The sequence below is a fragment of the Nakamurella lactea DSM 19367 genome (assembly GCF_000426645.1).
GTDB classification, from domain to species: domain Bacteria; phylum Actinomycetota; class Actinomycetes; order Mycobacteriales; family Nakamurellaceae; genus Nakamurella; species Nakamurella lactea.
Genome location: NZ_AUFT01000005.1, coordinates 503115 through 526282 on the forward strand (window position 1 = coordinate 503115; position 23168 = coordinate 526282).

The following is a 23168-nucleotide window of genomic DNA, read 5'->3' on the forward strand; positions in this document are numbered from 1 at the left end:
ATCTATTGCTGCCCGAACCGGTCGCCGGCCGCCCGGGGTGCGGGCGGCCGGCGATCGGCCGGTGGTGAAACTCGCTCAGCTGCGCGGCTTCTCGCGCATCTCGTAGGTCTCGATGGTGTCCTGGACCTCGATGTTGTTCCACGAGCCGAGGCCGATGCCGCATTCGAAGCCCTCGCGGACCTCGGTGACGTCGTCCTTGAACCGGCGCAGCGAGTCGATCTGCAGGTTGTCGTTGATCACCACACCGTTGCGCAGCAACCGCGCCTTGGCGTTCCGGCGGATCTCGCCGTCCCGCACGATACAGCCGGCGATGTTGCCGAACTTGCTGCTGCGGAAGACCTCTCGGACCTCCGCCGAGCCGGTCTGGACCTCTTCGAACTCGGGCTTGAGCATGCCCTTGAGGGCGTTCTCGACCTCGTCGATGGCCTGGTAGATCACCGTGTAGTACCGGATGTCGACGCCCTCGCGGTCCGCCAACTCCTGCACGCCACGCACCGGCTTCACGTTGAAGCCGATGACGATGGCCTCGGTGGTGGCGGCCAGGTTGATGTCGTCCTGGGTGATGCCACCGACGCCGCGGTGCACGACCCGCAGATCGACCTCGTCGCCGACGTCGATCTTCAGCAGCGAGTCCTCCAGCGCCTCGACGGTGCCGGAGTTGTCGCCCTTGATGATCATCGTGAGCTGTTCGATCTTCTTCTCCGCAAGCGCGGTCGACAGATCTTCCAGAGTGATCCGGCGCCGGTTGGCGACCTGGGCCTTGCGGGCCCTGGCCTGGCGCTCCTGGGCGACCTGGCGGGCCACCCGATCCTCATCGACCACCATGAACGAGTCGCCGGCACCGGGCACCGAGGTGAACCCGAGCACCTGCACGGGCCGCGACGGCAGCGCCTCCTTGACCCTGGCCCCGGTGTCGTCGAACATCGCCCGCACCCGGCCGTAAGCCTCGCCGGCCACCACCGAATCGCCCTCGTGCAGCGTGCCGCGCTGCACCAGCACGGTCGCCACCGCACCACGGCCGCGGTCCAGGTGCGCCTCGATGGCAACACCCTGCGCTTCCATGTTCGGGTTCGCCCGTAGATCCAGCGCCGCGTCCGCGGTCAACAGGATCGCCTCGAGCAGCGCGTCCAGGTTGAGCTTCTCCCTGGCCGATACCTCGACGAACATCGTCTCGCCGCCGTACTCCTCGGCGACCAGCCCGTACTCGGTGAGCTGCTGACGGATCTTGTCCGGGTTCGCGCCCTCCTTGTCGATCTTGTTGATCGCCACCACGATCGGCACATCGGCCGCCTTGGCGTGGTTGATCGCCTCCACCGTCTGCGGCATCACGCCGTCGTCGGCGGCGACCACCAGCACCACGATGTCGGTCGACTTGGTGCCGCGGGCACGCATGGCGGTGAACGCCTCGTGGCCCGGGGTGTCGATGAAGGTGATGAGCCGCTCGTTGCCCTCCAGCTCGGTGGCGACCTGGTACGCGCCGATGTGCTGGGTGATGCCGCCGGCCTCACGGTCGACGACGTTGGTATCCCGGAAGGCGTCCAGCAGCTTGGTCTTGCCGTGATCGACGTGGCCCATCACGGTGACGACCGGCGGCCGCACCTCCAGGTCGTCCTCGCCGCCGTCGTTGTCGCCGAAGGTCAGGTCGAACGAATCCAGCAGCTCGCGGTCCTCGTCCTCCGGGGACACGATCTCGACCTCGAAGCCCATCTCGGTGCCGAGCAGCTCCAGCACGTCGTCGGAGACCGACTGGGTGGCCGTCACCATTTCGCCGAGGCTGAACAGCGCCTTCACCATCGAGGCTGGGTTGGCATCGATCTTGTCGGCGAAGTCGGACAGCGACGAGCCTCGGGCGAGCCGGATGGTCCGACCGTTGCCGCGCGGCAACATCACATCGCCGATGGCCGGCGCCTGCATGTTGTCGAATTCCTGCCGACGCTGCTTCTTGGACTTGCGGCCCTTACGCGCCGCGCCGCCCTTGCGACCGAACGCGCCGGGAGCGTTGCCCCGGCCCGCGCCACCGCCACCGGGACGACCGCCGCCGCCACCGCGGTAACCACCGCCACCGGCGGGTGCACCGCCGCCGGCCGGTGCGCCACCGGGACCGCGGTATCCACCGCCGCCACCGGGGCCGCCGGGACGACCGGCAGCCGGCGGGCGACCGCCGGGAGTACCGGGACGAGGAGCGCCACCGGGCACGCCGGGGCGGGCGCCGGGACGTGGGCCGCCGGCGCCGGGTGCGCCGTCGGCCCTGGCCGGCGGACGCGGAGCGCCGGGGACGCCGCCGGGGCGCGGCGGAGCGGCACTGCGGAACGGGTTGTTGCCCATCCGGGGCGGACGCGGGGCGCCGGGAACGCCGCCGGTCGGACGCGGACGTGCGGAGCCGCCGTCGGTGACGGGGGTCGGTACCGAGCCTGCGCTCTCCGGCGCCGCCGGCTTGGCGGCGGGCGCCGGTGCCGGAGCGGCTGCGGCCGGGGCGGGCGCCGGGCTGGCCGGCGCTGACGGCGCCGGGTTCGCGGCCGCAGCCGGGGCGGCCGGTGCGGGAGCCTTCGCCGCGGGGGCGACCGGCGCAGGAGTGCTGGGCGCCGGGGCCGCTGCGGGCGCCGGCGTCGGCGCGGCCGCGGCCGGTTCGGCCGGAGCCGGAGCGGCGGGTGCCGCCGGGCGCGCGCCGGGCCGGGGTGCGGTCGAGGTGCCGTTGGCCTTGACGGCGCCGCCGGAGGCCGCGCCGTTGCCGGCCGCGGACTTCTCCGGGGTGCCCTTCTCGGGGGCCGGGAATGCGTCGCGCAGCTTGCGCACGACGGGTGCTTCGATGGTGGAGGACGCGGACTTGACGAATTCGCCGAGCTCCTGGAGCTTGGCGATCACATCCTTGCTGGACTGTCCGAGTTCCTTTGCAATTGCGCTGACGCGGGCCTTGCCTGCCACTGCTCTCCTCACGGTGAGGGCCGGCGACAGGATGGATTCCGGTGCGCGCGACCCCTGGTTAGTTGCTGCTCATCGCTGGGGCTTCACTGGGTGCTCACGATGCTGTGCTCACGAGGTGTCAACCTGCTCTCTGTCTTCACGGACCTGATCGGTCAGGTACGCGTGAACCAATTCGGTGTCGAGCTGTGCTCCCGGACGGACCCGCAGGGCCCGTCCGATCGCTCGACGACGTTCTGCCGTCTGAAGACATCCGGGGTCCGGATGTATCCAGGCGCCGCGACCGGGGAGTCGCCGCCGCGGGTCGGGAACGACCGTGGCGATGTCGACAGCACCTGCGTCGGTGCCGTCGGCGACCGCGGTCGGTCTGATGACCATGCGGAGCAGAACACCGGGCCGTTCCGTCTGACGGCATCCCACACAGGTGCGCCGGGAGTCGGAACGGTCCGACACAGGAGTCTACGCCCGCCCGGTCGGTGCTCAGGACCCGGCGCCGCGGGCGGCGTCCGGCCCCGACGTCGGTGCGTCGCCGGCGGCCGATACCGCCGGAGCTTCGGTGCTCTGCTGGGCATCACTGCGGATGTCGATGCGCCAGCCGGTGAGTCGGGCGGCCAGCCGTGCGTTCTGCCCTTCCTTCCCGATCGCCAGCGACAGTTGGAAATCGGGGACGACCACCCTGGCCGCCTTGGCCACCGGGTCGACGACGGTGACGGACACCACTTGCGACGGAGACAGCGCGTTGCCGACGAAGGTGGCCGGATCGTCGTCGTGGTCGATGATGTCGATCTTCTCGCCGTTCAGCTCGCTCATCACCGCCCGCACCCGGGAACCCATCGGGCCGATACAGGCGCCCTTGGCGTTGACGCCGGACACCATGGGCCGGACAGCGATTTTCGTCCGGTGGCCGGACTCGCGGGCAACAGCGGTGATCTCGACGCTGCCGTCGGCGATCTCCGGGACCTCGAGGGCGAACAACTTGCGCACCAGGTTCGGATGGGTCCGCGACAGGGTGATCTGGGGGCCCTTGGCGCCACGGGCGACCGACACCACGTAGCAACGCAGCCGCTGGCCGTGCACGTACTTCTCGCCCGGCACCTGCTCGGCCGCCGGGATGATCCCCTCGACGTCGCCGAGGCTGACGACCACTACGCCGCGGGCGTTGACCCTGGCGTCGGCCGAAACGGTGCCGGTGATGAGCTCGTGCTCGCTGCCGGCGAAATCGCCGAACACCCGCTCGTTGTCGGCGTCCCGGAACCGCTGGGTGAACACCTGCCGGGCGGTGCTGGCGGCGATCCGGCCGAAGTCGTCAGGGGTGTCATCCCATTCGCGGACCAGGTTGCCGTCGGCGTCGAGTTCACCGGCCAGCACCCGGATCATCCCGGAGGTGCGGTCGACCTCGACCCTGGCCTGGCTCTGGTGCCCCTCGGTGTGCCGGTACGCGGTGAGCAGCGCCGCCTCCAGCGTCTCGATGAGCGATTCGACCGGAATATCCTTCTCGGCCGCCAACAATCTCAGGTTGGCGATGTCAACGCTCTTCATCGTCGAGCCCTCCCTCAGCGTCCAGTTCGATCGCAGCTGCCCGGTCGGCGCCGTCGTCGTCAGTGCTCTCATCGTCGGCGCTGTCGTCGTCACCGAAGTCACCGTCATCGTCGTCGTCACCGAAGTCATCGTCGGTGCCGTCATTGTCGGTGCCGTCCGACAGCAGGGCCGAGCTTCGCGGGTCGGCGGCCAGCGCAGCCCGGACGGCGGCCGACGGGCCGGAGAAGTCGACCTCGACCCGCGCCTTGGCGATCTCATCGAACGGCAGGGTGAGGGGCTCGATTCCCGACTTGCCGGTCAACAAATCGACTCCGCCGTCGGTGATGCCGACCACCCGTCCGGTGACGGTGCGTCCGTCGACCGTGGTGGCGGTGATCAGCCGGGTACCGGCCCGCCGGAAGTGCCGCGGCTGGGTGAGCGGGCGGCCGACCCCGGGACTGGTCACCTCGAGCGTGTAGGGCAGTGCACCGACCGCGCCGGCGGCATCCGGACCGGCGGCCTCATCGGCATCGAACTCCTCGGACAGCCGACGGCTCACCTCGGCCGCATCGTCGAGGGCGACCCCGGTGTCCGAGTCGATGACGACCTTCACCAGTCGGCGTCGGCCGGCACTCACCACAGCGAAGTCCTCGAGGTCGAAACCCTTCTCGCCCGCGATCCTGTTCGCCAGTTCCCGCCACCGCTGCTCGCCGGCCGCCATGATCTCCTCGCCTGTGTAGTTGTCTGCCGCAGTCGATTTCCGCCGCGCTTCCTGCACCGTCCAGCTGAGCTTATCGCCCGCGACGGCCGCGGCACAGCCACCGCCGCCGGACACCCTGGTCGCGCACCGGTGACCGCGACAGCGCCGATCGGCTGCCATGATGGTGCGGTGCAACACGACGACACCGACCGGGCAGAACGCGCCGGCGCCGCCGTCGCCCGCCGCACCCTGCTCGGGGTGGCCGGCGCCGCGGCACTGCTGGCCACCGCCGGCTGCAACCCGTTCTCCACCACCAGGACCACCAGGACGGTCACCCAGACGGCGCCCGAGCCGATCGACCCGATGGAGACGCTGATCGCGATGACCCGGCTGCACCTGCTGCGGTTGCAGGCGGGCGAGGAACTCGGCGGCGCGACGGCGAAGAAGCTCGCGCCGCTGGCGGCCGACCGGTCCGATCACCTGACCCGGCTGCTGGCCGAGCAGGCCCGGGTCAACCGCACCAAGCCGTCGGCGGCGGGAACCGCCGGCCAGTCGGTGCCGGCACCGAAGACGCCAGCGGCGGCGGCGCAGTCGGCCGCCGACGATGCCGCCGCCGCCCAGCTGGCCTTCAGCGACCAGCTCGGTAACGTCTCGAAGTTCCGGGCGGCCATGTTCGCCTCCATTGCCGCGTGTCTGGCCACTCACCGGGTGGTATTGACATGACCTCGGCCGAACCGACACCGGTCGCGCCGACTCCCGGTTCGTCATCGACTTCGGCGCCCACCGGTGCCGGTTCGGCACCGGCCGACGGCGGCGCCGGTACGTCGGCACCGGCCGACAACGCTCCGCTGACGAAGGACGAAGGCGCTGCCCTCCAGTTGGCCCTCGGCACGGAGAACGCGGCCATCTGGGCCTACGCGCTGGTGGCGGCGAACGACGTCGACGATACGGATACCGTCGCCGCGATGCGGGCCGCCCACCTGATGGCCAGGGACGCCGCCGCTTCCCGGCTGATCGCCGGCGGCGTCACGCCGAAGGCACCGGCACCGGCCTACGCGACGCCGAAGGTCACCGACGTGGCCACCGCCAGAAAGCTGGCGATCAGCATCGAGGACGACTGCGCGGCGGCCTGGCACTCGGTGGTCGGCCGGACCGATCGGGCTGAGCTGCGGGCGTTCGCGGCCGCCGCCCTGGCCGAGGCCGCCGTGCGCACCGTGCAGTGGAAGCAGCTGGCGAAGGTCGCCAAGCCGACCGAGCCGTTCCCCGGCGAGTCCGGCTGAGCCCGCGGACCTCTCCGACGACGAGCCGCCGCGGCGGTCAGAACTTCTTGCCTGCGGCCGTCACCCGTTTGAACTGGCTGAACCCGGCCCGCTGGTAGATCCGACCGGCACCTGTCGGCGAATCGGAATCGACGCCGAGTTCGGCGAAGGCATATCCGCCGTCCTGCATCGATGCCAGCTGACGGGCCAGCAGCGCACTGGCCAGTCCATGTCCACGGGCCTCGCGCACGGTGCCGACCAGCGCGACGTAGCCGGTGCGGTAGCCACGTGCCTCGGTCTCGGCTTCGAACTCCTCGGCCAACACGAAGGCGGCGATCCCGCCCTGCTGCGGCCCGTCGTCGAAGGTTGCGACGAACGAATGCTGCGGCCGGAACGGCGTGGCGTCGATCATGTGGGCACGCCACCGCTCGGGAGTCGTCTCCAGCGAGCCCCAGTGATCGGCGAACGAGGCGTTCCTGGCCAGCCGGACGGGCTCGTCATCGTCCCCGACCCGGTACTCGCGCAGGGTGAAACCCGGTGGCGCCGCGACGGTCTCGACCGGTTCCCGCAGATCGCGACGCATCTCGAAGAAGTACCGCCACACCTGGAAGCCCTCGGCAGTTGCCAATGCGATGGTCGAGACCCGCTGCTGCGGCAGCCACATCGTCAGCTCGGCGGGCAGCTCGGGTGCGACCTCGGCCCGCCAGGCACGCGCCTGTTCCTGCGACCGGCGCAACACCCTGGTACCCAGGCCACGACGGGTCCACCCGGTGCGGACCCCGCCGTTCAGCATGGCCTTCCACATCGTGCTGTCGGAGATCGCGACCACCGCCGAGAACGCCACCAGGGTGTCGCCGTCGAGCAGCGCGTACGAGGCTCGCTGCAGGTCGATCGTCGGGCCGGTCAGCTCTTCGGCGATCTCATCCTTGGAGTAGTGCTCCTCGGCCGGCTCGGCCTGTTCCAGCTCCCGGTAGATCTCGGCGAGCTGCGGGATATCGTCCAGGGTCAGCGACCGCTCGGTGAGCCGGTCGAGGTCGAGCGTGGTGTCCGAGGTCATCACCGAAGATTATCCGGCAGACCGCCCGTCGCCGACCCGTTTTCGGCGTCGTCGTTCCCGGGCGTTGCGACCGGGCGATAGGGTCGGTCGGTGCTCGTACTGCTGCCACCGTCGGAGACCAAGGCGGCAGGCGGCAACGGCCCACCGCTGGACCTGGCGACGTTGTCCTTCCCGGAGCTTCACTCAGCGCGGGAATCCTTGCTGCACACCGTGATCGAGCTCTGCCGCGACCTGCCCGCCGCCCGCATACGGGTCGGCGTCCCGGCCAGCCTCGATCCAGAGCTGATCGGCAATACCCGGCTGCGCAGCGCTGCGACCCTGCCGGCGATCCGCCGCTACACCGGCGTGTTGTACGACGCGCTGGACGCCGGCACCATGACCAGGTCGGAGACCGCGCGGGCGGCCGAACGGCTGGCGGTCGCCTCTGCATTGTTCGGGCTGATCCGGCCGGCTGACCGGATTCCCGGCTACCGCCTGTCGGCCGGTAGCCGGCCGTTTGCCACCGGCACCATCGCGGCCCACTGGCGGGAGAGCTTCGGACAGCTGGCCGCCGGCCTCGAGGGCGCCGTCGTGGACCTGCGTTCCGGCGCCTATTCGGCGTTCGGCGCGATCCCGGGCGCCATCGCCGTCCGGGTGGTCACCGAGATGCCGTCCGGACAGCGGCAGATCGTCTCGCACTTCAACAAGCACACCAAGGGACTGCTGGCCAGGGCACTTGCAGTGACCCGCGCGGAGGTGACCGACCTGCCCGGCGTGCTGCGGGTCGCCCGACGGGCAGGGTTGCGGGTCGAACGGTCCGGGCCGGCGAGCATCGAGATCGTCACCGGATAATCGGTTGACCGGTGGCGCCGGGCGCCGCACAGTTGGCGACGCGGGCCGCAGCAAACAGTTGCCGCGGCCCGAGTTCCACTCCGACGGATGCATCCGCATCGTCGGAGCCCCGGACACCTGAGGAGGCTCACCATGACGGTCCGAAGCGGATCAGCCCCGTCCCAGTCCTCCCCCACCTCGGTCTGAGCGATACCCCGCGCCGGTCGGCGCAGCCTCCCGGGTGGGTCCTTGTCAAGGAGCCCAGATGTCCCGCAGCACCCCGCCGTTCGACGATCATGATCCGGAGCTGGATCCGGACGACCCGTACACCAAGTACGCGCAGTACGACACCGATGACGACGACACCGACAACGGGCGGCGGCGACGGGCCGACCGACCGCAGAGTTCGGCTCCGCGGCTCGTCAGCGAGGGCAGATCCGGCCGTTCCGAAGTGGAACTCGACGTTGTCGAAGGGGGCCTGGCCGGCGAGTCCATCGACGAACCCGCACCGCTGTCGTCCTACGACGTCGCCGTCCGCGGCCCGAAGCCGGTGCCCGACTGGGTGGTGACCGACCTGAACGCCAGGGACACCCGGCTCGGCACGCTGAAATCGGGCAAGGAAGCGGACGTCGGCCTGCTCGACCGTTCGGTGCCCGGTGGTCCCGGCTGTCTGCTCGCGGTCAAGACCTACCGCAGCGCCGAGCACCGGATGTTCCATCGCGACGCCGGGTATCTGGAGGGCCGCCGAACCCGGCGGTCCCGGGAGATGCGGGCGATGGCCAAGCGCTCCCAGTTCGGCCGCGACCTGTTGTCCGGCCGGTGGGCCGAGGCCGAATTCGCCGCGCTGTCGCAGGTCTGGCGCGCCGGCGGCCGGGTCCCGTACCCGGTGCAGCTGATCGGGTCGGAGCTGATGATGGAATTCCTTGGCGACCCGGACGGTACCGCCGCGCCGCGACTGGCCGCCCACGACGGCGACACCTGCGAGTTCTCCGAGCTGTGGCACGACCTCGTCCGGACGCTGGAGATCCTGGCCGAATCGGGGCGCACCCACGGCGACCTCTCGCCGTACAACGTACTGGTGACGGCCGACGGCGCGGCGGTGATCGACCTGCCGCAGGTGGTCGACCTGATCGCGAATCCGCAGGGTCAGCAGTATCTGCAGCGCGACTGCCGACGGATCTCCGAGTTCTTCGTCCGCCGCGGCGTCCTCGCGGCCGACGCCGACAAGTTGTCCGAGCACCTGTGGCTGCTGGCCACCGGATCCGATGCGCCGCCGCCGATCCCGGCGCTGCCGCTGCCGCCGATCAGTTCCGGCTCCGACGAGGACGCGGCGAGAGACGACGACTATGACTACGCCGAACTCGACGACAGGGAATGGGACGAGTGACCAGCTTGCAGTCTTCGGGCGCGGCGAGTTCAGATACTGAGATTCAGTTCCCATCCAACGGGAGCCGCGGTAGCGTCGTGTCCATGTCGACCGTCCGCTACACCCATGGCCATCATGAGTCGGTGCTGCGCTCGCACCGCACCCGCACCGCCGAGAACTCGGCCGGCTACCTGCTGCACCACCTGCGGTCGGGGCTCGACGTGTTGGACGTCGGCAGCGGACCCGGCACGATCACCGCCGAGCTGGCGGAGCTGGTCGCACCCGGCACCATGACGGCGGTCGAGAACACCGACGCAGCACTGGATCTCACCCGTGCCGAACTGACGGCGCGGGGCATCGGGAACGCCTCGTTCGCCGTGGCTGACGTGCAGGCACTGAGCTTCGACGACGACACCTTCGACGTGGTGCACGCCCACCAGGTACTGCAGCACCTGGGCGATCCGGTCGGCGCGCTCCGGGAAATGGGCCGGGTCTGCCGGCCCGGTGGGATCGTCGCGGTGCGGGACGCCGACTACCGCGCGTTCAGTTGGTTCCCCGAGGTACCGGAACTGGACGAGTGGCTGGCGCTGTACCGGGCGGTGGCGCGGAGCAACGGCGCCGAACCCGATGCCGGACGGCGGTTGCTGTCGTGGGCGCTGGCCGCCGGGTTCGACCCCGGGCAGATCGAGCCGACCGCGTCGGTGTGGCTGTATGCCGATCCGGCGGGCCGGGCCGACTGGGGCGGCATGTGGGCGGATCGGGTGCTGGCCTCGTCGTTCGCCGACCAGGCGGTCGCCTCCGGTCGGGCCGGCCGAGACGACCTGCAGCGGATCTCGGATGCGTGGCGACGCTGGGCGGCGGCGCCCGACGGCTGGCTGCTCGTCCCGCACGGAGAACTCGTCATCCGCGTGGCGTAGCTTCCGCGGAGAGCAGGTCGGTCGCAACGCGCCGCACGGTCGCCAACGTCGTCATCAAGAGCTCGCGCTCGGTCGCGGTCAAGGCCCCGCTGAGGGCGTCGTCGAGCCTGCGGCGCTCGTCCTCGACCGGACCCTGGAGGGCGCGTCCGGCAGCCGTCAGCCAGAGGCGTACGAGCCGTCTGTCACGTGCGTCGGGCCTCCGGACAAGCAGGCCGGCGTTGGCCAGAACCGTGGCGGTCTTGGTCACTGCGGGGGTGGTGACGCCCACGAGCGCCGCGACCTCACCAGGGGTGAGCCCGTCGGTGGCCCACAGCTCCGCGAGGAGATGGTCCTGCCCGAGACGGAGGCCATGGCGGCGCAGCGCCGCATCGGTGGCTGCCTGCACCGCCTTGGAGGTCTTGCCGTACAGATCCAAGAGCTCGGGCATCGACTGCTGTTCCTCTCGTGCGAAGCATTGACGCTACGTCGTTAACCGGTTAACGTCCAAGTCGTTCACCGGTAAACGATGGAGGTAGTTGATGATAGTGATTACCGGCGCAACCGGCCACGTCGGTCGCGAACTCGTCGGGATGCTCGCGGCACGGGGAGAGCGCGTCCGGGCGCTCGTCCGCAGTCCCGAACGAGCGACCGGGCTCCCGGAAGGCGTGGAGCACGTCGTCGGCGACCTGGAGGACCCGGCAACACTCGCGGCCGCATTCGACGGGGTCGACCGGCTCTTCCTGCTGGTGCCCGGCATCCGACACGAGCCGGCGCGTCACGCCCTGGCTGCGGCGCGGACCGCGGGTGTACGGCATGTCGTCTACCTGTCGAGCTACGCCGTCGCCGCCGACCCGATGCCTGCGATGGGGCGTTGGCACCACGACCGCGAAGAGCTGGTGCGAGCCGCGGGAATCCCCGCCACTGTCCTGCGGCCGTGCGGGTTCATGAGCAACACGCTGGATTGGCTGCCAACGTTGCGCGCCGGCGGCTACGTGCTCGACCCGGTGGGTCCCGGACGCGCAGCGCTGATCGATCCCTACGACATCGCCGCGGTGGCCGCGGTCGCGCTGGATGAGCCGGGTCGTGTCGGTGGCGCCGCCGTCCTGACCGGCGACCAGCCGCTCACGGTCACCGAGCAAGCGGCCGTGCTCGCCGCGGCCGCGGGCATCGAGATCGAGATCCGGGATGTCCGGACGCCCGAGGAGGCCGTGCGGTTCCGCTACCCGAACGGCGCGCCGCCGGCGCTCGCGGACGCGCTGGTCGAAGGCCTTCGATTGATGCGCTCCGACGTGGCGGGCGTGCGCACGGAACACGTCCAGCGGATCCTCGGACGAGCGCCACGGTCGTTCAGCGACTGGTGCGAGCGCAACGCCGACGTATTCCGCACAGCCGTCCAGGCCGGACGCCGACCACGGTGAGCACTGCGATGATCGTCGGGTGGTGATCAGGGTGGCGTAGCGTCCACGGCGAGCAGATCGTCGTCGTCAAGGAGCGTGTTCCAGTGAGTCTCGACCGGCCCGTCACCCCCGATCCGTACCCGCTTCTGCCCGCCGTCGGCAGCTTCTCGGTGTCCAGCCAGGATGTCGCCGACGGCCGACCCCTTGACCTGCTGCAGGTCCATGACTCGACCGGCGGCCGGAATGTCTCGCCCGCATTGGCCTGGTCCGGCGCACCCGAGGGCACCCGCTCGTTCGTGGTGACCTGTTTCGACCCGGACGCGCCCACGCCGTCCGGGTTCTGGCACTGGTGCGCGGTGGGCCTGCCTGCGACCGTCACCGAATTGCCGGCCGGCGCCGGCGCCGCTGACGACCTGCTGCCGGGCGATGCCTTCCATGTCCGCAACGACTTCTCGCAGCAGCGCTACGACGGCGCCGCGCCGCCGCCCGGCGACATGCCGCACCGCTACTTCTTCGTGGTGCACGCGACGGACATCGAGGCAATGGACACACTCGGCGTCGACGGCGGAACAACGCCGGCCGTGGTGTCGTTCCATCTGGCGTTCCACACCCTGGGTCGTGCAGTGTTGCACGGCACCTTCCAGTACTGACAGGCGCTCATCGATGCCCCATCACGATCTCGTCATCATCGGCACCGGCTCCGGCAACAGCATCCCGGACGGCTACGACGACCTGGACATCGCCATCGTCGAGGACGGCAAGTTCGGCGGCACCTGCCTGAACGTCGGCTGTATCCCGACCAAGATGTTCGTGCATCCCGCGGATCTGGCCCACGGCGCGGTCGATGCCGGCCGGCTCGGAGTCACCGCCCACGTCGACGCGGTCGACTGGCCCGGCATGCGCGATCGGATCTTCGGCCGGATCGATGCGATCGAGGCCGCGGGCCGCGCCTACCGCAGCGGCGACCGGACGCCGAACATCACCGTCTACGCCGGCCGGGGCACCTTCAGCGGGCCGAAAACCCTTGCGGTGGCACTGCATTCGGGCGAGTCCGAGACGATCACCGCCGACCGTTGGATTCTGGCGGCCGGCTCCCGGGCGGTGCTCCCTGACATCGAGGGACTGGACAGCGTCACCTTCCACACCTCCGACACGGTGATGCGGCTCGACGCCCTGCCGCAGCGAATGGTGATCATCGGCGGCGGCTACATCGCCGCCGAGTTCGCGCACGTGTTCGCCTCCTTCGGCACCCAGGTCACCCAGGTGGTCCGCAAGTCGCACCTGCTCTCGCATCACGACGCGGACATCTCTGCGGCCTTCACCACGGCGGCGGCGGCCGAATACGACCTCCGCACCGACACCACGGTGACCAAGGCCGAGCAGTCCTCGGCCGGCATCCGGCTGCAGATCACCGGTCCGGACGGGCCCGATGAGCTGGAGACCGACCTGCTGCTGCTGGCCACCGGCCGCCGGCCCAACGGTGACGAACTGAACGTCGCGGCTACCGGTGTCGACCTCGATGAACATGGCCGGGTAGTGGTCGACGAACAACAGCGGACCACTGCCGACGGCATCTGGGCGCTGGGCGACATCTCCACCCACTACCCGCTCAAACACGTGGCCAACCACGAGGCAAGGGTGGTGTTCCACAACGTGTTGCACCCGGAGTCGCCGATCAGCTCCGATCACCGGTTCGTGCCCGCCGCGGTCTTCACTGAGCCGCAGATCGCCACCGTGGGCCTGACCGAGCAGCAGGCCGCCGAGCAGGGCATCGAGGTGGCGATTGCCCGGCAGGAATACGCCGGCATCGCGGCCGGCTGGGCCCGCGAGGACACCACCGGGTTCGCCAAACTGCTGGCCGACCCGAAGACCGGACAATTGTTGGGGGCACACATCATCGGGCCGGAGGCGGCCACCGTCATCCAGCCGCTGATCCAGGCGATGTCGTTCGGTCTGCCGGCGCACCGGATGGCCAGGGGTCAGTACTGGATCCATCCGGCCCTGCCCGAACTGGTCGAGAACGCCCTGCTGCAACTGCCCGATCCGGACGCCGCAACCGACTGAACGCGGCGCCCGGATCGCGGCAGCTCTGCTGCCGGCCCGAAGGTCAGGGCAGGTAGTAGGTGGGGTTCGGCAGCTTGATGGACGCCGCCGCATGGCCACCGATCAGGTCACTGAACTGATCGCCGAAGTTGGCCACGATCGTGTAGTGGCCGCCGGCCCTGCTCTCCACGTACTTGCGGGTCTGCGACTTGTATTCGATCGTGGTGCACTTCGCGGCCGCGCACTGGATGTAGTCGGGCTGCTGGCTCGCGCCGACACCGGTCCACTTGGTGAAGTAGTTCGCCTCGGTGAACCCGGTGTAGCCGACATCGGTGAGATTGCCGATGGTGGCGGCCTTCTGGTTGTCATTGCGGCCGGTGAGCCCGATCAGCGTGCAGCCGGCCTTGTCGGCCGCGTTGACCAGCGACACCATGGCCGGGGTGGCCGGGAACATCTTGTTCTGCACCCACACGTCCTGCAGGGCAGGAGCGAAGTTGAAGTGCATCGCGTTGTCCTCCATGTCGTACGTCATCAACGTGGTGTCGTCCGCGTCCAGCACGATGGCCGGCCGCAGGCCGAACCTGTTGCCCACCGCGCACGCCGTGCGCAGCGCCGGGGTGATCGTCTTCGTCAGCCGGGTCATCTCGGCGATGTAGGGGGACGTTTCATGGTTCGCGAGCCCGGTCGAGCCGGCGCCGTAATAGGTGCGGATCGTGGCCTTCACCGAGTCGATGTTCGGAATGCCTTCCCCGCCAACGGTTTTACCGCTGGTCCCGTCCGGTTGCATGGTGAAGTGGGTGCGCGGTGCCAGCCATGGCTCGTGCTTGCCCGGCAGGTCGGGCGATGGCAGGTAGTAGGTCGGGTTCGGCAGCTTCAGGATGTGGTCGGCGTAGCCGCCCTGCAGGTCCGACCACTGGTCGCCGACGTTCAGCGCGATGTCGTAACCCATCGACTCGATGTGCTTGCGGGTGCCGGCCTTGAACTCGACCGTGGTGCACTTGGCAGCCGCACAGCTGATGTAGTCCGGCTGCAGACTCGCGCCCACCCCCGTCCACTTGGTGAAGAACCGGTCCTCGGTGAACGCGGTGTACCCCACGTCCTTCAGGTTCTGCACGGTCGCGACCTTCTGATCGTCGTTGCGCCCGGTGAGCCCGAAGACCGCGAAGCCGGCGTCCTGGGCCGCGGTGACGAAGCTGACCATCGCCGGGGTGGCCGGGAATTTGCGCTGCTGCACCCACACGTCCTGCAACGCAGGATCGAAGTTGAAGTGCATCGCGTTGTCTTCCATGTCGTACGTCATCAGCGTGGTGTCGTCCGCGTCGAACACGATCGCCGGCTTCTTGCCGTGTCTGGCGGCCTGCCGGTAGAGCTTGGCCAGCTCCGTCGCCTGCTTGGCCATCGTCCGGTCCATCTCGCTGATGTACGGGGACGTTTCGTGGTTGGCCAGCCCGGTGGAGTCGGCGCCGTAGTAGGTACGGATCGTCGACTTGACCGAGTCGATGTTCGGGATGCCCTCGCCGCCGACCGTGCTGCCGCTGGATCCGTCGGCCGCCATGGTGAAACTCGTCCGCGGCGCGAGTCGATTGGTGTGCTGCGGAAGCTGCCGGCTGGCGCCGTGGTCATCGCCCCGGTCGTGGCCGGTTGTTGGCTGAGTGGCGGCCTGCGCTGGCAGGGCGGCGAGGGCGGGGATGACGGCTGCCGTGACCGCCACGATGGCGGTCCGGCGGAGCCGGCTGGTGAAGCGTGTGTTCATGACACCTCCTGGTTTCCGGCGAGGACGCTACTCGCCGGGAACCGGCCTGACGAGGGCGCCGACCGCGTCAATGGGGAGTTCTCCCCGAACGCCGAGCGGGGTTTCATCGAGCGGACTGTCGGGAGGGCCTGGAAGACTGATCGGGTCCGCTACCGACCGGTAACCGAGGAGCTCCGTTGACGATCCGAATGGCGATCCCGCGACGGGTTGTGGTCGCCGCGGCCTCCGCCGTCCTCGCCCTGGTCGGTGCCGCCGCCGCGATCACCCCGGCGTCCGCGGCGTCCGCGGCCGGGTACGTGGCGCTCGGCGACTCCTACTCGTCCGGGGTCGGCACCGGTACGTTCATCGACGACGGCACCAGCTGCCAGCGGTCGGTGTACGCCTATCCCTCGCTGATCGCCGCCGCCCGCGGCTATGCACTGAACTTCCGGGCCTGTTCCGGCGCCAGGGTGCCGGACGTGCAGAACACCCAGCTCGGCGCCTTGAGCGGCAGCACCCGCTACGTGAGCATCTCCGTCGGCGGCAACGATGCCGGCTTCGCCAGCGTGCTCACCGAGTGCGCCAAACCCGGCTGGATGAGCAACTGCAACCGGGCGATCGACGGGGCGCAGTCGATCATCAACGGCAGCCTGCCGGGAAGTCTGTCCTCCCTCTACTCAGCGATCCGCAACCGGGCGACGAACGCCACCGTGGTCGTGGTCGGCTACCCGCGCATCTTCAACGGTGAGGACTGCAACGCCGGCACCTGGTTCTCCCCCGCCGAGGAGTCCCGGTTGAACGCCACCGCCGATCTGCTCAACTCCAGGATTGCCACCGCCGCCGCGAACGCCGGGTTCGGCTTCGCGAACCCGGCCTCGCGGTTCATCGGGCACGCGGTCTGCGGCAACCCGGAGTGGCTGAACGGCCTGTCCTGGCCGATCAGCGAATCGTTCCACCCGAACCGGACCGGCCATGCCAGCGGCTACACCCCGTTGGTGAGCCCGCGACTCACCGGCAACGCGCTGACGGTCGATGCGTCCGTGCTGGCGGCCGCCTCCGCCTCCGCCGGCGCGCTGGCCGCCCAGCAGCGCGGCTACGCCGAAGCGGACGCCTCGATCCAGCCCAAGGACTTCGTCAAACCGGATCTGAGCACCGCACCGGCCAAGGCGGCGGCCGCCAAGGCCGGCGTCGACCTGACCAGCCGGGTGAGCATCGACGCCGTCGACGCGGCCTGGAGCAAGGCTCAGGCGACGGCCGCCGGGTTCGTCGACCGTTCGGTCGACCGCGCGCAGCAGGTGGCGGGCGAGGTCAAGGATCGTGCTGTCGAGGCCGGCGGCAAGGTAGCCGACGCGGGCCGCTCCGCCGCCGCCACCATCGGCTCATGGGGCGCGAAGGCCTGGAGTGCGTTCGGCGGCTGAGGTGGAACCCGACCGTGCAACCTTTTGCGGCCGGTCGTTCCGTCATTTGGTCATGGGACGATTCGGGTTCGTGAGCCTGGCACCTGTTCTGGTGCTCGGCTTGCTCACGTCGGCATGTGCGCAGAGCCCCCACAGCGGCGCTGGCGCCGGGTCAACGCCGATGATGGCTCAGGCGGCCTCAACCACGGCGGTCCCTGCAGCGACAACTGACCCAGGTGCACTGTCGTCTTCGGCCACGACGCCATCGGCGAAATGCCCAGTCACCCAACGCCCACCGGTAACGCCGCCGGGAATAACCTTCGCTGCTCCCGGCCCGACGGTCGACAAGTCCTCCTTGGTATCCGCCGACGCAGCGTTGGGGAACGCCATCAAGGACGGCCCGATGTCGATCGCGCTCGCGCAGGGCTCGAACTTGTCGTGCTCGCTGGAAATGTTCACGGATGGTGGGAGTGCCACTCGCCTGGTGTGGGTCGTTGCGGTTACCGATGTGCCGGAGGGTCCAGTCGGCCCCGGGTCGCCGACGTCGGGAGTCACCTACGAACCGATTCCGACGCCGAAACCGGGCGTCATGGAGTACTTCATGGACGCGACCACCGGGGCGTACATCTCCGCCGAGCAGTACAACGGTTCTTAGCGTAGGCATTGGCGCCGGCTCAGTCAGGGAGCCGTCAGCACCTCGACGCCGGTGTCGGTGACCACCATGGTCTGCTCGAACTGGGCGCACCACGACCGGTCGGTGGTGGTCACCGTCCAGTCGTCGGCCCACAGCTCCCAGTCGATCCCGCCCAGGGTGATCATCGGCTCGATGGTGAACGTCATCCCCGGTTCCAGCACGGTGCTCACCGACGGATCGTCGTAGTGCAGCACCACCAGCCCGGAGTGGAAGGTCTGCGCGATGCCATGCCCGGTGTAGTCGCGGACCACCCCGTAGCCGAAGCGCTTCCCGTAGGACTCGATCACCCGGCCGATCACGTTCAGCTGGCGGCCGGGCGCCACGGCCTTGATCGCCCGGTTCATCGCCTCCTCGGTGCGCTCCACCAACAACCGCACCTCCGGCGCGACGTCACCGGCCAGGTAGGTGGCGCAATTGTCCCCGTGCACCCCGTCGAGGTACGCGGTGACGTCGATCTTGACGATGTCGCCATCCTGGATCACCGTCGAGTCCGGGATGCCGTGGCAGATCACCTCGTTCAGCGAGGTGCAACAGGACTTGCGGAACCCCCGGTAGCCGAGCGTCGACGGGTACGCGCCGTGATCGCACAGGTACTCGTGCACGATCGCATCCAGCGCATCGGTGGTGACGCCCGGCGCGATGGCCTTGCCGGCCTCGCCCATCGCCCTGGCGGCCAATCGGCCGGCGACCCGCATCTTCTCGATCGTCTCCGGGGTCTGCACCCAGGAGCCGCTGTCCCGTTGCGGTGCAGGCTTTCCCACGTACTCGGGTCGGGGGATCCCGGCCGGCACCCGGCGCTCGGGCCCGATGACTCCAGGGGTGATCGGCTCTCGACGGATGGCTGACGGCATGCGCGCCAGACTACTGCCGCGTCACGTGCCGGATCACTTCGCGGGGACGGCGGCCAGGAAGTCCTTGAGCACCTCGTTGGTCCGCTTGGAGCTGTCGCCGCCGACGATCAGCGCGCTGAACGCGACGTCACCGCGGGAGCCTACCGTCCAGGCGTGCGCATGGATGTCGCCCTTGTCGTCGCTGAACTCGGCGGTGCCGGTCTTGGCGGACACCGGGTTCGCGGAGGTCCCGACCGACTGCAGCAGGGTGGCCGTCCCCTCGGTCACCACCGCCCGCATCATCGTCGTGAGCCCGCTGCGGGCGGCCGCCGAACGGGCCGGCGCCGGCCGGTCCACGGTCGTCTTCTGGCCGCGGATCAAGGTCGGCATCGGCATGTTGCCGGTGGCCGCGGTGGCCGCCATCAACGCGGCCGAGAACGGCGTCACCAGATCCAGCCCCTGGCCGAAGCCGTCCTCGGCGAGCTGCACCGTCGAGTCGGCGACCGGGATCTTTCCGGTGAGGGTGGTGATCCCGGGAATGACGAAGTCCAGCCCGATGCCGTACTGCTCGGCGGTCTCGGACAATGCGTCCTTGGGCAGCTGGCTGGCCAGCTGCGCAAAAGTCGTGTTGCAGGACTTGGCGAACGCCAGCCGCATCGGCACGTCGCCGAGTTCGAACCCTTCGTTGTGCACCGGGCGCGAATTGATGGTCCACTCCCCCGGGCACGGCACGACGGTGGTCGGGGTGGCCAGCTTGTGGTCGATCGCGGCGGTGGCGGTGACAATCTTGAAGATCGACCCGGGGGGGTACCGGCCGGTCAGGGCGATCGATCCCTGGGCGTTGGCGGCCGCGTTCTGCGCCACCGCCAGGATCTCGCCGGTCGACGGCTGGATGGCCACCAGGGTGGCCGGTTCCTTGACCGCGGACAGGGCCTTCTCGGCGGCTTCCTGCATCCCGATGTCCAGCGTCAGGATCACCTTCGCCCCGGCGGTCGGCGCCTTCTCGGTCAGCGTCTTGACCTCGGCCCCGGTCGAGTCGACGGAGACGATCCGCCAGCCGGCCTTGCCGGCCCCGAGTTGCTCTGCCACCGGCTCGACCTGGGAGAGCACCGTCCTGGCGAAGTCCTTGGTCGGGCCGAGACTGCGTACCTGGGAAGGGAAGCTGAGCCCGGGGATCGTCGCGAGCTGTTGCTGGACGGTGGTGAACTCGTTCTCCCGCAGGTTGATCACCGTGTAACCGATCGAGGCATCCGACTTCTTGATGCCGTCGACGATGGCCGCCGCCTGCAGCGTCGGGTCGAACTTCTTGAGCATCGACACCAGCCGGTTCGCGGTCGCCGTCGGATCGGTGATCTTGGTGCGGTTGGCCTGCACCGCATACACGGTGACCGGTGAGAGGATCTGCCGGTTGTTCCGATCGACCAGGGTGCCGGGGTCCGCGTCGGTGGTGCGCACCGCCAGGGTCTGCTGGGCGCCGAGTTCGGGATGCAGCACCGTCGGTGACCAGTCGAGGCTCCATCTGGCCTTCTCGCCGGAACCGATCAATCGCCAGTTCCAGGTGGCGTCGTAGGTCCAGATGCCGGCGTCCGGCAGCTGCCAGGAGTAGCTGACCGGAATCTCGGCGGTGGCGTCGTCGGTCCGGTTCCAGGCCTTCGGCGCGATCTGCAGGTCCGTCGGGTTCAGATCGGTCAGCACCGCGTGCAGCATCTGCCCGGCCGAGCCCGGATCGGAGGTCAGCGCCGCGGCCTTGTCCCATTCGGCCGACTGCAGATAGGTGATGAACTGATCCAACTCGGTCTGCGGATCGGGCGACTTCTCGGCACCGCTGCCGGGCGTGCAACCGGCGATGACGGCCAGCATCAACACCATCGGCAGCAGGAGCCGAAGACCTCGTCTGTGCACGGACACCACAGCTTCAGTATCTGTGCTGCATCGGCCGGACCCGGTAACCGCGCCCGGCGCGCCGGACCTGACAAACAGGCCCGGCGCGCCAGGCCGGGTGATCAGCAGCTCCAGTCCGGACCAGCGCCAAGGCGAGGTCGAACCCGTAGCGCTGCTCGTTCAGCGCAAGTGAGGATCGCCGTCACCAGTGGTGAGCGATGTCGACCACCAGGCGGTGCCCGAGACCGGGTCCGTCCAGCACGAACGCCCGCATCGGGAGCCGCGCGCGGACACCGACGGCGAGCGTGGTGGTGCCCTCGAAGCTGCCGGCCCATGCGACCTGCTTCAGCGTCGGCCAGCCGGCCACCGGCACCAGCTCGCGAGGGTTCGCCGGCCGGTAGGTGGGCCTACCGGTGGTGACGTTGTAGGCGGGCGCCCGGACGACGACCTGGATGTCCGCGGCGCCGCGCACCGGCACCAGCGCGCCCGATCCGTCAGCCCTGACGGCCGGGACGTACCGCACGTCGAAGCCCGGGCGGCCGACCCCGGCCGGCCCGAGGTCGACGACCAGCCGGTCGTAGCACGCATGGTGGCCGGCGCGGACGTTGCTCACTGCCTCCGAAGTGGTCGCACTTCCGGTCTTCGGCAATGACCCCCAGTGGACCGTGGCGCAGCCGGCGGCCGCAGTACCGTTTACTCCGGCATCCGCGGCGACGACCGGGACGGCGGCGACGACGGCGGCCAGGGCGATGACGCCCACAACGCGCCGGGCGAGGGAAAGGTGGTTCATGGTGTCCTCCTTCCGGACACCCACTAGAGACGCTCGATGGGCTGTCCGGTGCCACACCGACAGGTTTCGGTTTCGCGACAATCCGGACACGAACCCGATGCGCCGAACCGGCCCCAGGGTCAGTTGCCGTGCTTCGTCAGCGGCAGTGGGAACCCGCCGGCCGAGATCGACACCGGGAACGCGCCGGCGGGTCGTTGGGACCGATCCTCGGTGCGTTCTTCGAACCCGTCGATGACGGCCAGGATGGCGGCGTTCACCTCGCGCAATTCGTCCGGCGTCAGGTAGACGACGCCGCGGAAACTGAAGGACGCTTCCCGCCAGGGCTTCGGGTAGCTGCGCCAGCTCGACTCCCAGCGCTCCCGTTCGTGCTCATCGCGCTGCCGGAACTGGCGGTCCAGCTCCTCGGCAGCGGCAGTCACCTCCGGCTGCGGGTTGTCCAGCGTGAAACTCAGGCCCCTCGACGCCCGACGCCACGGCCGCTGCCGTCCGGTGCCGCCCGGCGCCTCCTCCACGTAGCCGTACTTGGCCAGGGTGCGTAGATGGAACGAGCAATTGGCGGGGCTCTCGTCGAGCAAGTCCCCGGCCTCGGTGGCGGTGAGGGTGCCCTCCCGGCGCAGCGCCTCGAGCAGGGCGATCCGCACCGGGTGCGCCAGCGCCCTGATCTCCTTGGCGTCGGTCAGGTTCCGGCGGCCCGCGGCGTCGACGCCCGGGGCAGCGACATCTGGGGTGGCGACGTCTGGGCTGGCGACGCCAGGGGCAGCGACGTCCGGGGCAGCGACGCCAGGGGCAGCGACGTCTGGGGTGGCGACGTCTGGGGCCGCGGTCCGGTGGGCCGATGCCGGCCCGGTGGCCGTCGGCTCTCCGGCGGAGGTTCGCGTCATCCCGCCATCCTCCCCCGTTGCCACCGCGACGATGCTCACCGGGAGACTGCGGCGAGCCGCCGCTGCGGCTCGGTCAGCCTGGCCTGTTCAAGGGCGCCGATCCTGTTTCCCCAGCGCACCAGGGTCTCGCCCGCCCGATGCCGCAGCGGGCGACGCGGCCGCGGGCGGCGAGCGCTGAGCCGCTGCTGACGATCCAGGGTCTCCCTGCGGGCGAGTTCGATGACGGTCTGCTCGTTCATGTCGCGACCTCCGGGTCGACGTCGGAATCCTTGGAAACATTGCTTTCGCAATACCTGTTTCCAAGCATGTCCTTCGAAAGACTCGTTGTCAACGCATTTGGAAAGAATTCTTTCGATGGCCGCGGGACGGGGACACGGGGACACGGGGACACGGGGACGAACGCTCCGACTCGGCGACTTCCAGAACGAATCCTGCCCACCAACGAGGACCAACCCTCCGACTCGGCGCTGCCAGCACGTCGAGCCGCCAACGGGGACGAACGCTCCGACTCGGCGCCTCCCAGAACGAATCCCGCCCACCAACGAGGACCGACTCTCCGACTCGGCGCGTTCGAGGCGGCGGGCGGCTCACCTCGACAGATCAGACAGGTCAGATCAGACAGGTCGGGTCAGACAGCTCAGACAGGTCGGGTCAGACAGCTCAGACAGCTCAGACAGGTGAGGTCAGCGCAGGATGCTCCTATGGTTGTCAAGCTGCTGACGGTAGGTGGTTGACGGCTGAGGCTGGTGTGAGTGCGGTGAAGACCTCTCGGGCGATGTAGCGCTTGAGGCAGCGGATGATCTCGGGTTTGCTGAGCCCTTCGGTGGTGCGGCGAGCGACGTAGTCCTTGGTGCGTTGATCGGTTCCCATCCGGGTGATCACGATGCGCCACAGCGCACTGTTGGCGTTCCGGTCACCGCCGCGGTTGAGGCGGTGGCGGCTGGTCTTGCCGGAGGATGCCTGGATCGGTGATGCTCCGCAGAGCATCGCGAAGGCGG

At 69.6% G+C, this 23168-nt stretch carries 23 protein-coding genes; 10 read left to right on the plus strand and 13 right to left on the minus strand.

From position 1 onward, the window contains the following. Positions 1-75: 75 nt before the first annotated feature. The 4 genes from infB to rimP all read right to left on the minus strand — a co-directional run bounded on the left by infB (position 76) and on the right by rimP (position 5317). Entirely contained in the window at positions 76-2922 is a 2847-nt protein-coding gene (gene infB / locus K340_RS0105500; protein WP_029135989.1) for a translation initiation factor IF-2, read from the minus strand. Positions 2923-3030: 108 nt separating this feature from the next. After that, entirely contained in the window at positions 3031-3372 is a 342-nt protein-coding gene (locus K340_RS33880; protein ID WP_051265147.1) for a YlxR family protein, read from the minus strand. Positions 3373-3399: 27 nt separating this feature from the next. Further along, the gene (nusA, locus tag K340_RS0105510) at positions 3400-4458 is read right to left on the minus strand and encodes a transcription termination factor NusA (RefSeq protein WP_037362703.1); all 1059 of its coding nucleotides are present in this window, start codon (positions 4456-4458) and stop codon (positions 3400-3402) included. Then, a complete protein-coding gene (gene rimP / locus K340_RS36540; RefSeq protein WP_211229275.1) occupies positions 4445-5317 on the minus strand; it encodes a ribosome maturation factor RimP in 873 nt (290 codons plus the stop codon). The genes nusA and rimP overlap by 14 nt, the downstream gene beginning before the upstream one ends. A gap of 9 nt (positions 5318-5326) precedes the next feature. Here rimP and K340_RS0105520 point away from each other — a divergent pair, with 9 nt between their 5' ends. Together K340_RS0105520 and K340_RS27700 are read left to right on the plus strand one after the other, a co-directional pair. After that, positions 5327-5860 carry a hypothetical protein gene (locus K340_RS0105520; protein WP_154674086.1) on the plus strand — a complete coding sequence of 178 codons (534 nt, stop codon included), beginning with the start codon at positions 5327-5329 and terminating at the stop codon, positions 5858-5860. Further along, entirely contained in the window at positions 5857-6417 is a 561-nt protein-coding gene (locus K340_RS27700) for a DUF4439 domain-containing protein (RefSeq protein ID WP_051265151.1), read from the plus strand. Before K340_RS0105520 ends, K340_RS27700 begins: the two co-directional genes overlap by 4 nt. Before the next feature lie 37 nt (positions 6418-6454). Here K340_RS27700 and K340_RS27705 read toward each other — a convergent pair whose 3' ends face one another. Next, on the minus strand, positions 6455-7453 hold the full coding sequence (locus K340_RS27705) for a GNAT family N-acetyltransferase (RefSeq protein WP_051265153.1): 999 nt from the start codon (positions 7451-7453) through the stop codon (positions 6455-6457). 90 nt (positions 7454-7543) lie between these two features. Here K340_RS27705 and K340_RS0105535 point away from each other — a divergent pair, with 90 nt between their 5' ends. The 3 genes from K340_RS0105535 to K340_RS0105545 all read left to right on the plus strand — a co-directional run bounded on the left by K340_RS0105535 (position 7544) and on the right by K340_RS0105545 (position 10546). Further along, complete coding sequence (locus K340_RS0105535; protein ID WP_029135992.1) at positions 7544-8284, plus strand: YaaA family protein; 741 nt, start codon at positions 7544-7546, stop codon at positions 8282-8284. Positions 8285-8528: 244 nt separating this feature from the next. Continuing rightward, positions 8529-9650: an RIO1 family regulatory kinase/ATPase domain-containing protein gene (locus K340_RS27710; RefSeq protein WP_084614069.1), complete on the plus strand. Its 1122-nt coding sequence runs from the start codon at positions 8529-8531 to the stop codon at positions 9648-9650. A gap of 83 nt (positions 9651-9733) precedes the next feature. Continuing rightward, entirely contained in the window at positions 9734-10546 is an 813-nt protein-coding gene (locus tag K340_RS0105545; RefSeq protein WP_029135993.1) for a class I SAM-dependent methyltransferase, read from the plus strand. On the opposite strand, the gene K340_RS0105550 is transcribed toward K340_RS0105545, so the two are convergent. Beyond that, positions 10530-10973 carry a MarR family winged helix-turn-helix transcriptional regulator gene (locus K340_RS0105550; protein ID WP_029135994.1) on the minus strand — a complete coding sequence of 148 codons (444 nt, stop codon included), beginning with the start codon at positions 10971-10973 and terminating at the stop codon, positions 10530-10532. The two genes, K340_RS0105545 and K340_RS0105550, sit on opposite strands and share 17 nt — an antisense overlap. A gap of 91 nt (positions 10974-11064) precedes the next feature. Between K340_RS0105550 and K340_RS0105555 the strand changes: the two genes are divergently transcribed. From K340_RS0105555 to K340_RS0105565, 3 genes are all read left to right on the plus strand, one after another. Further along, the gene (locus K340_RS0105555; RefSeq protein WP_029135995.1) at positions 11065-11943 is read left to right on the plus strand and encodes an NAD(P)H-binding protein; all 879 of its coding nucleotides are present in this window, start codon (positions 11065-11067) and stop codon (positions 11941-11943) included. A gap of 83 nt (positions 11944-12026) precedes the next feature. Further along, positions 12027-12572 carry a YbhB/YbcL family Raf kinase inhibitor-like protein gene (locus K340_RS0105560; RefSeq protein WP_029135996.1) on the plus strand — a complete coding sequence of 182 codons (546 nt, stop codon included), beginning with the start codon at positions 12027-12029 and terminating at the stop codon, positions 12570-12572. 13 nt (positions 12573-12585) lie between these two features. Continuing rightward, a complete protein-coding gene (locus K340_RS0105565) occupies positions 12586-13986 on the plus strand; it encodes a mycothione reductase (RefSeq protein ID WP_029135997.1) in 1401 nt (466 codons plus the stop codon). 43 nt (positions 13987-14029) lie between these two features. On the opposite strand, the gene K340_RS0105570 is transcribed toward K340_RS0105565, so the two are convergent. Continuing rightward, positions 14030-15718, minus strand: a complete 1689-nt coding sequence (locus tag K340_RS0105570) for an HAD family acid phosphatase (protein ID WP_029135998.1) — start codon at positions 15716-15718, stop codon at positions 14030-14032. Between the two features lie 176 nt (positions 15719-15894). Between K340_RS0105570 and K340_RS27715 the strand changes: the two genes are divergently transcribed. Continuing rightward, complete coding sequence (locus tag K340_RS27715) at positions 15895-17115, plus strand: SGNH/GDSL hydrolase family protein (protein ID WP_211229276.1); 1221 nt, start codon at positions 15895-15897, stop codon at positions 17113-17115. A 382-nt stretch (positions 17116-17497) separates the two neighbouring features. Beyond that, positions 17498-17749, plus strand: coding sequence for a hypothetical protein (locus tag K340_RS0105580; RefSeq protein ID WP_154674087.1), 252 nt, complete (start codon positions 17498-17500; stop codon positions 17747-17749). 23 nt (positions 17750-17772) lie between these two features. Here the strand turns inward: K340_RS0105580 and map are convergent, their stop codons facing one another. From map to K340_RS27725, 6 genes are all read right to left on the minus strand, one after another. Next, complete coding sequence (map, locus tag K340_RS0105585; protein WP_029136000.1) at positions 17773-18639, minus strand: type I methionyl aminopeptidase; 867 nt, start codon at positions 18637-18639, stop codon at positions 17773-17775. Between the two features lie 33 nt (positions 18640-18672). Next, complete coding sequence (locus K340_RS0105590; protein ID WP_154674088.1) at positions 18673-20487, minus strand: penicillin-binding transpeptidase domain-containing protein; 1815 nt, start codon at positions 20485-20487, stop codon at positions 18673-18675. Positions 20488-20701: 214 nt separating this feature from the next. Continuing rightward, the gene (locus K340_RS0105595; RefSeq protein WP_037363007.1) at positions 20702-21289 is read right to left on the minus strand and encodes an AMIN-like domain-containing (lipo)protein; all 588 of its coding nucleotides are present in this window, start codon (positions 21287-21289) and stop codon (positions 20702-20704) included. 119 nt (positions 21290-21408) lie between these two features. Continuing rightward, positions 21409-22170 (minus strand): winged helix-turn-helix domain-containing protein, encoded by a 762-nt coding sequence (locus K340_RS33890; protein ID WP_154674089.1) that lies wholly within the window; start codon positions 22168-22170, stop codon positions 21409-21411. Positions 22171-22205: 35 nt separating this feature from the next. Then, positions 22206-22409: a hypothetical protein gene (locus K340_RS0105605; RefSeq protein WP_029136003.1), complete on the minus strand. Its 204-nt coding sequence runs from the start codon at positions 22407-22409 to the stop codon at positions 22206-22208. Between the two features lie 469 nt (positions 22410-22878). Further along, the coding region (locus K340_RS27725) for a transposase (RefSeq protein ID WP_037363013.1) at positions 22879-23168 on the minus strand (290 nt) is incomplete at its 5' end.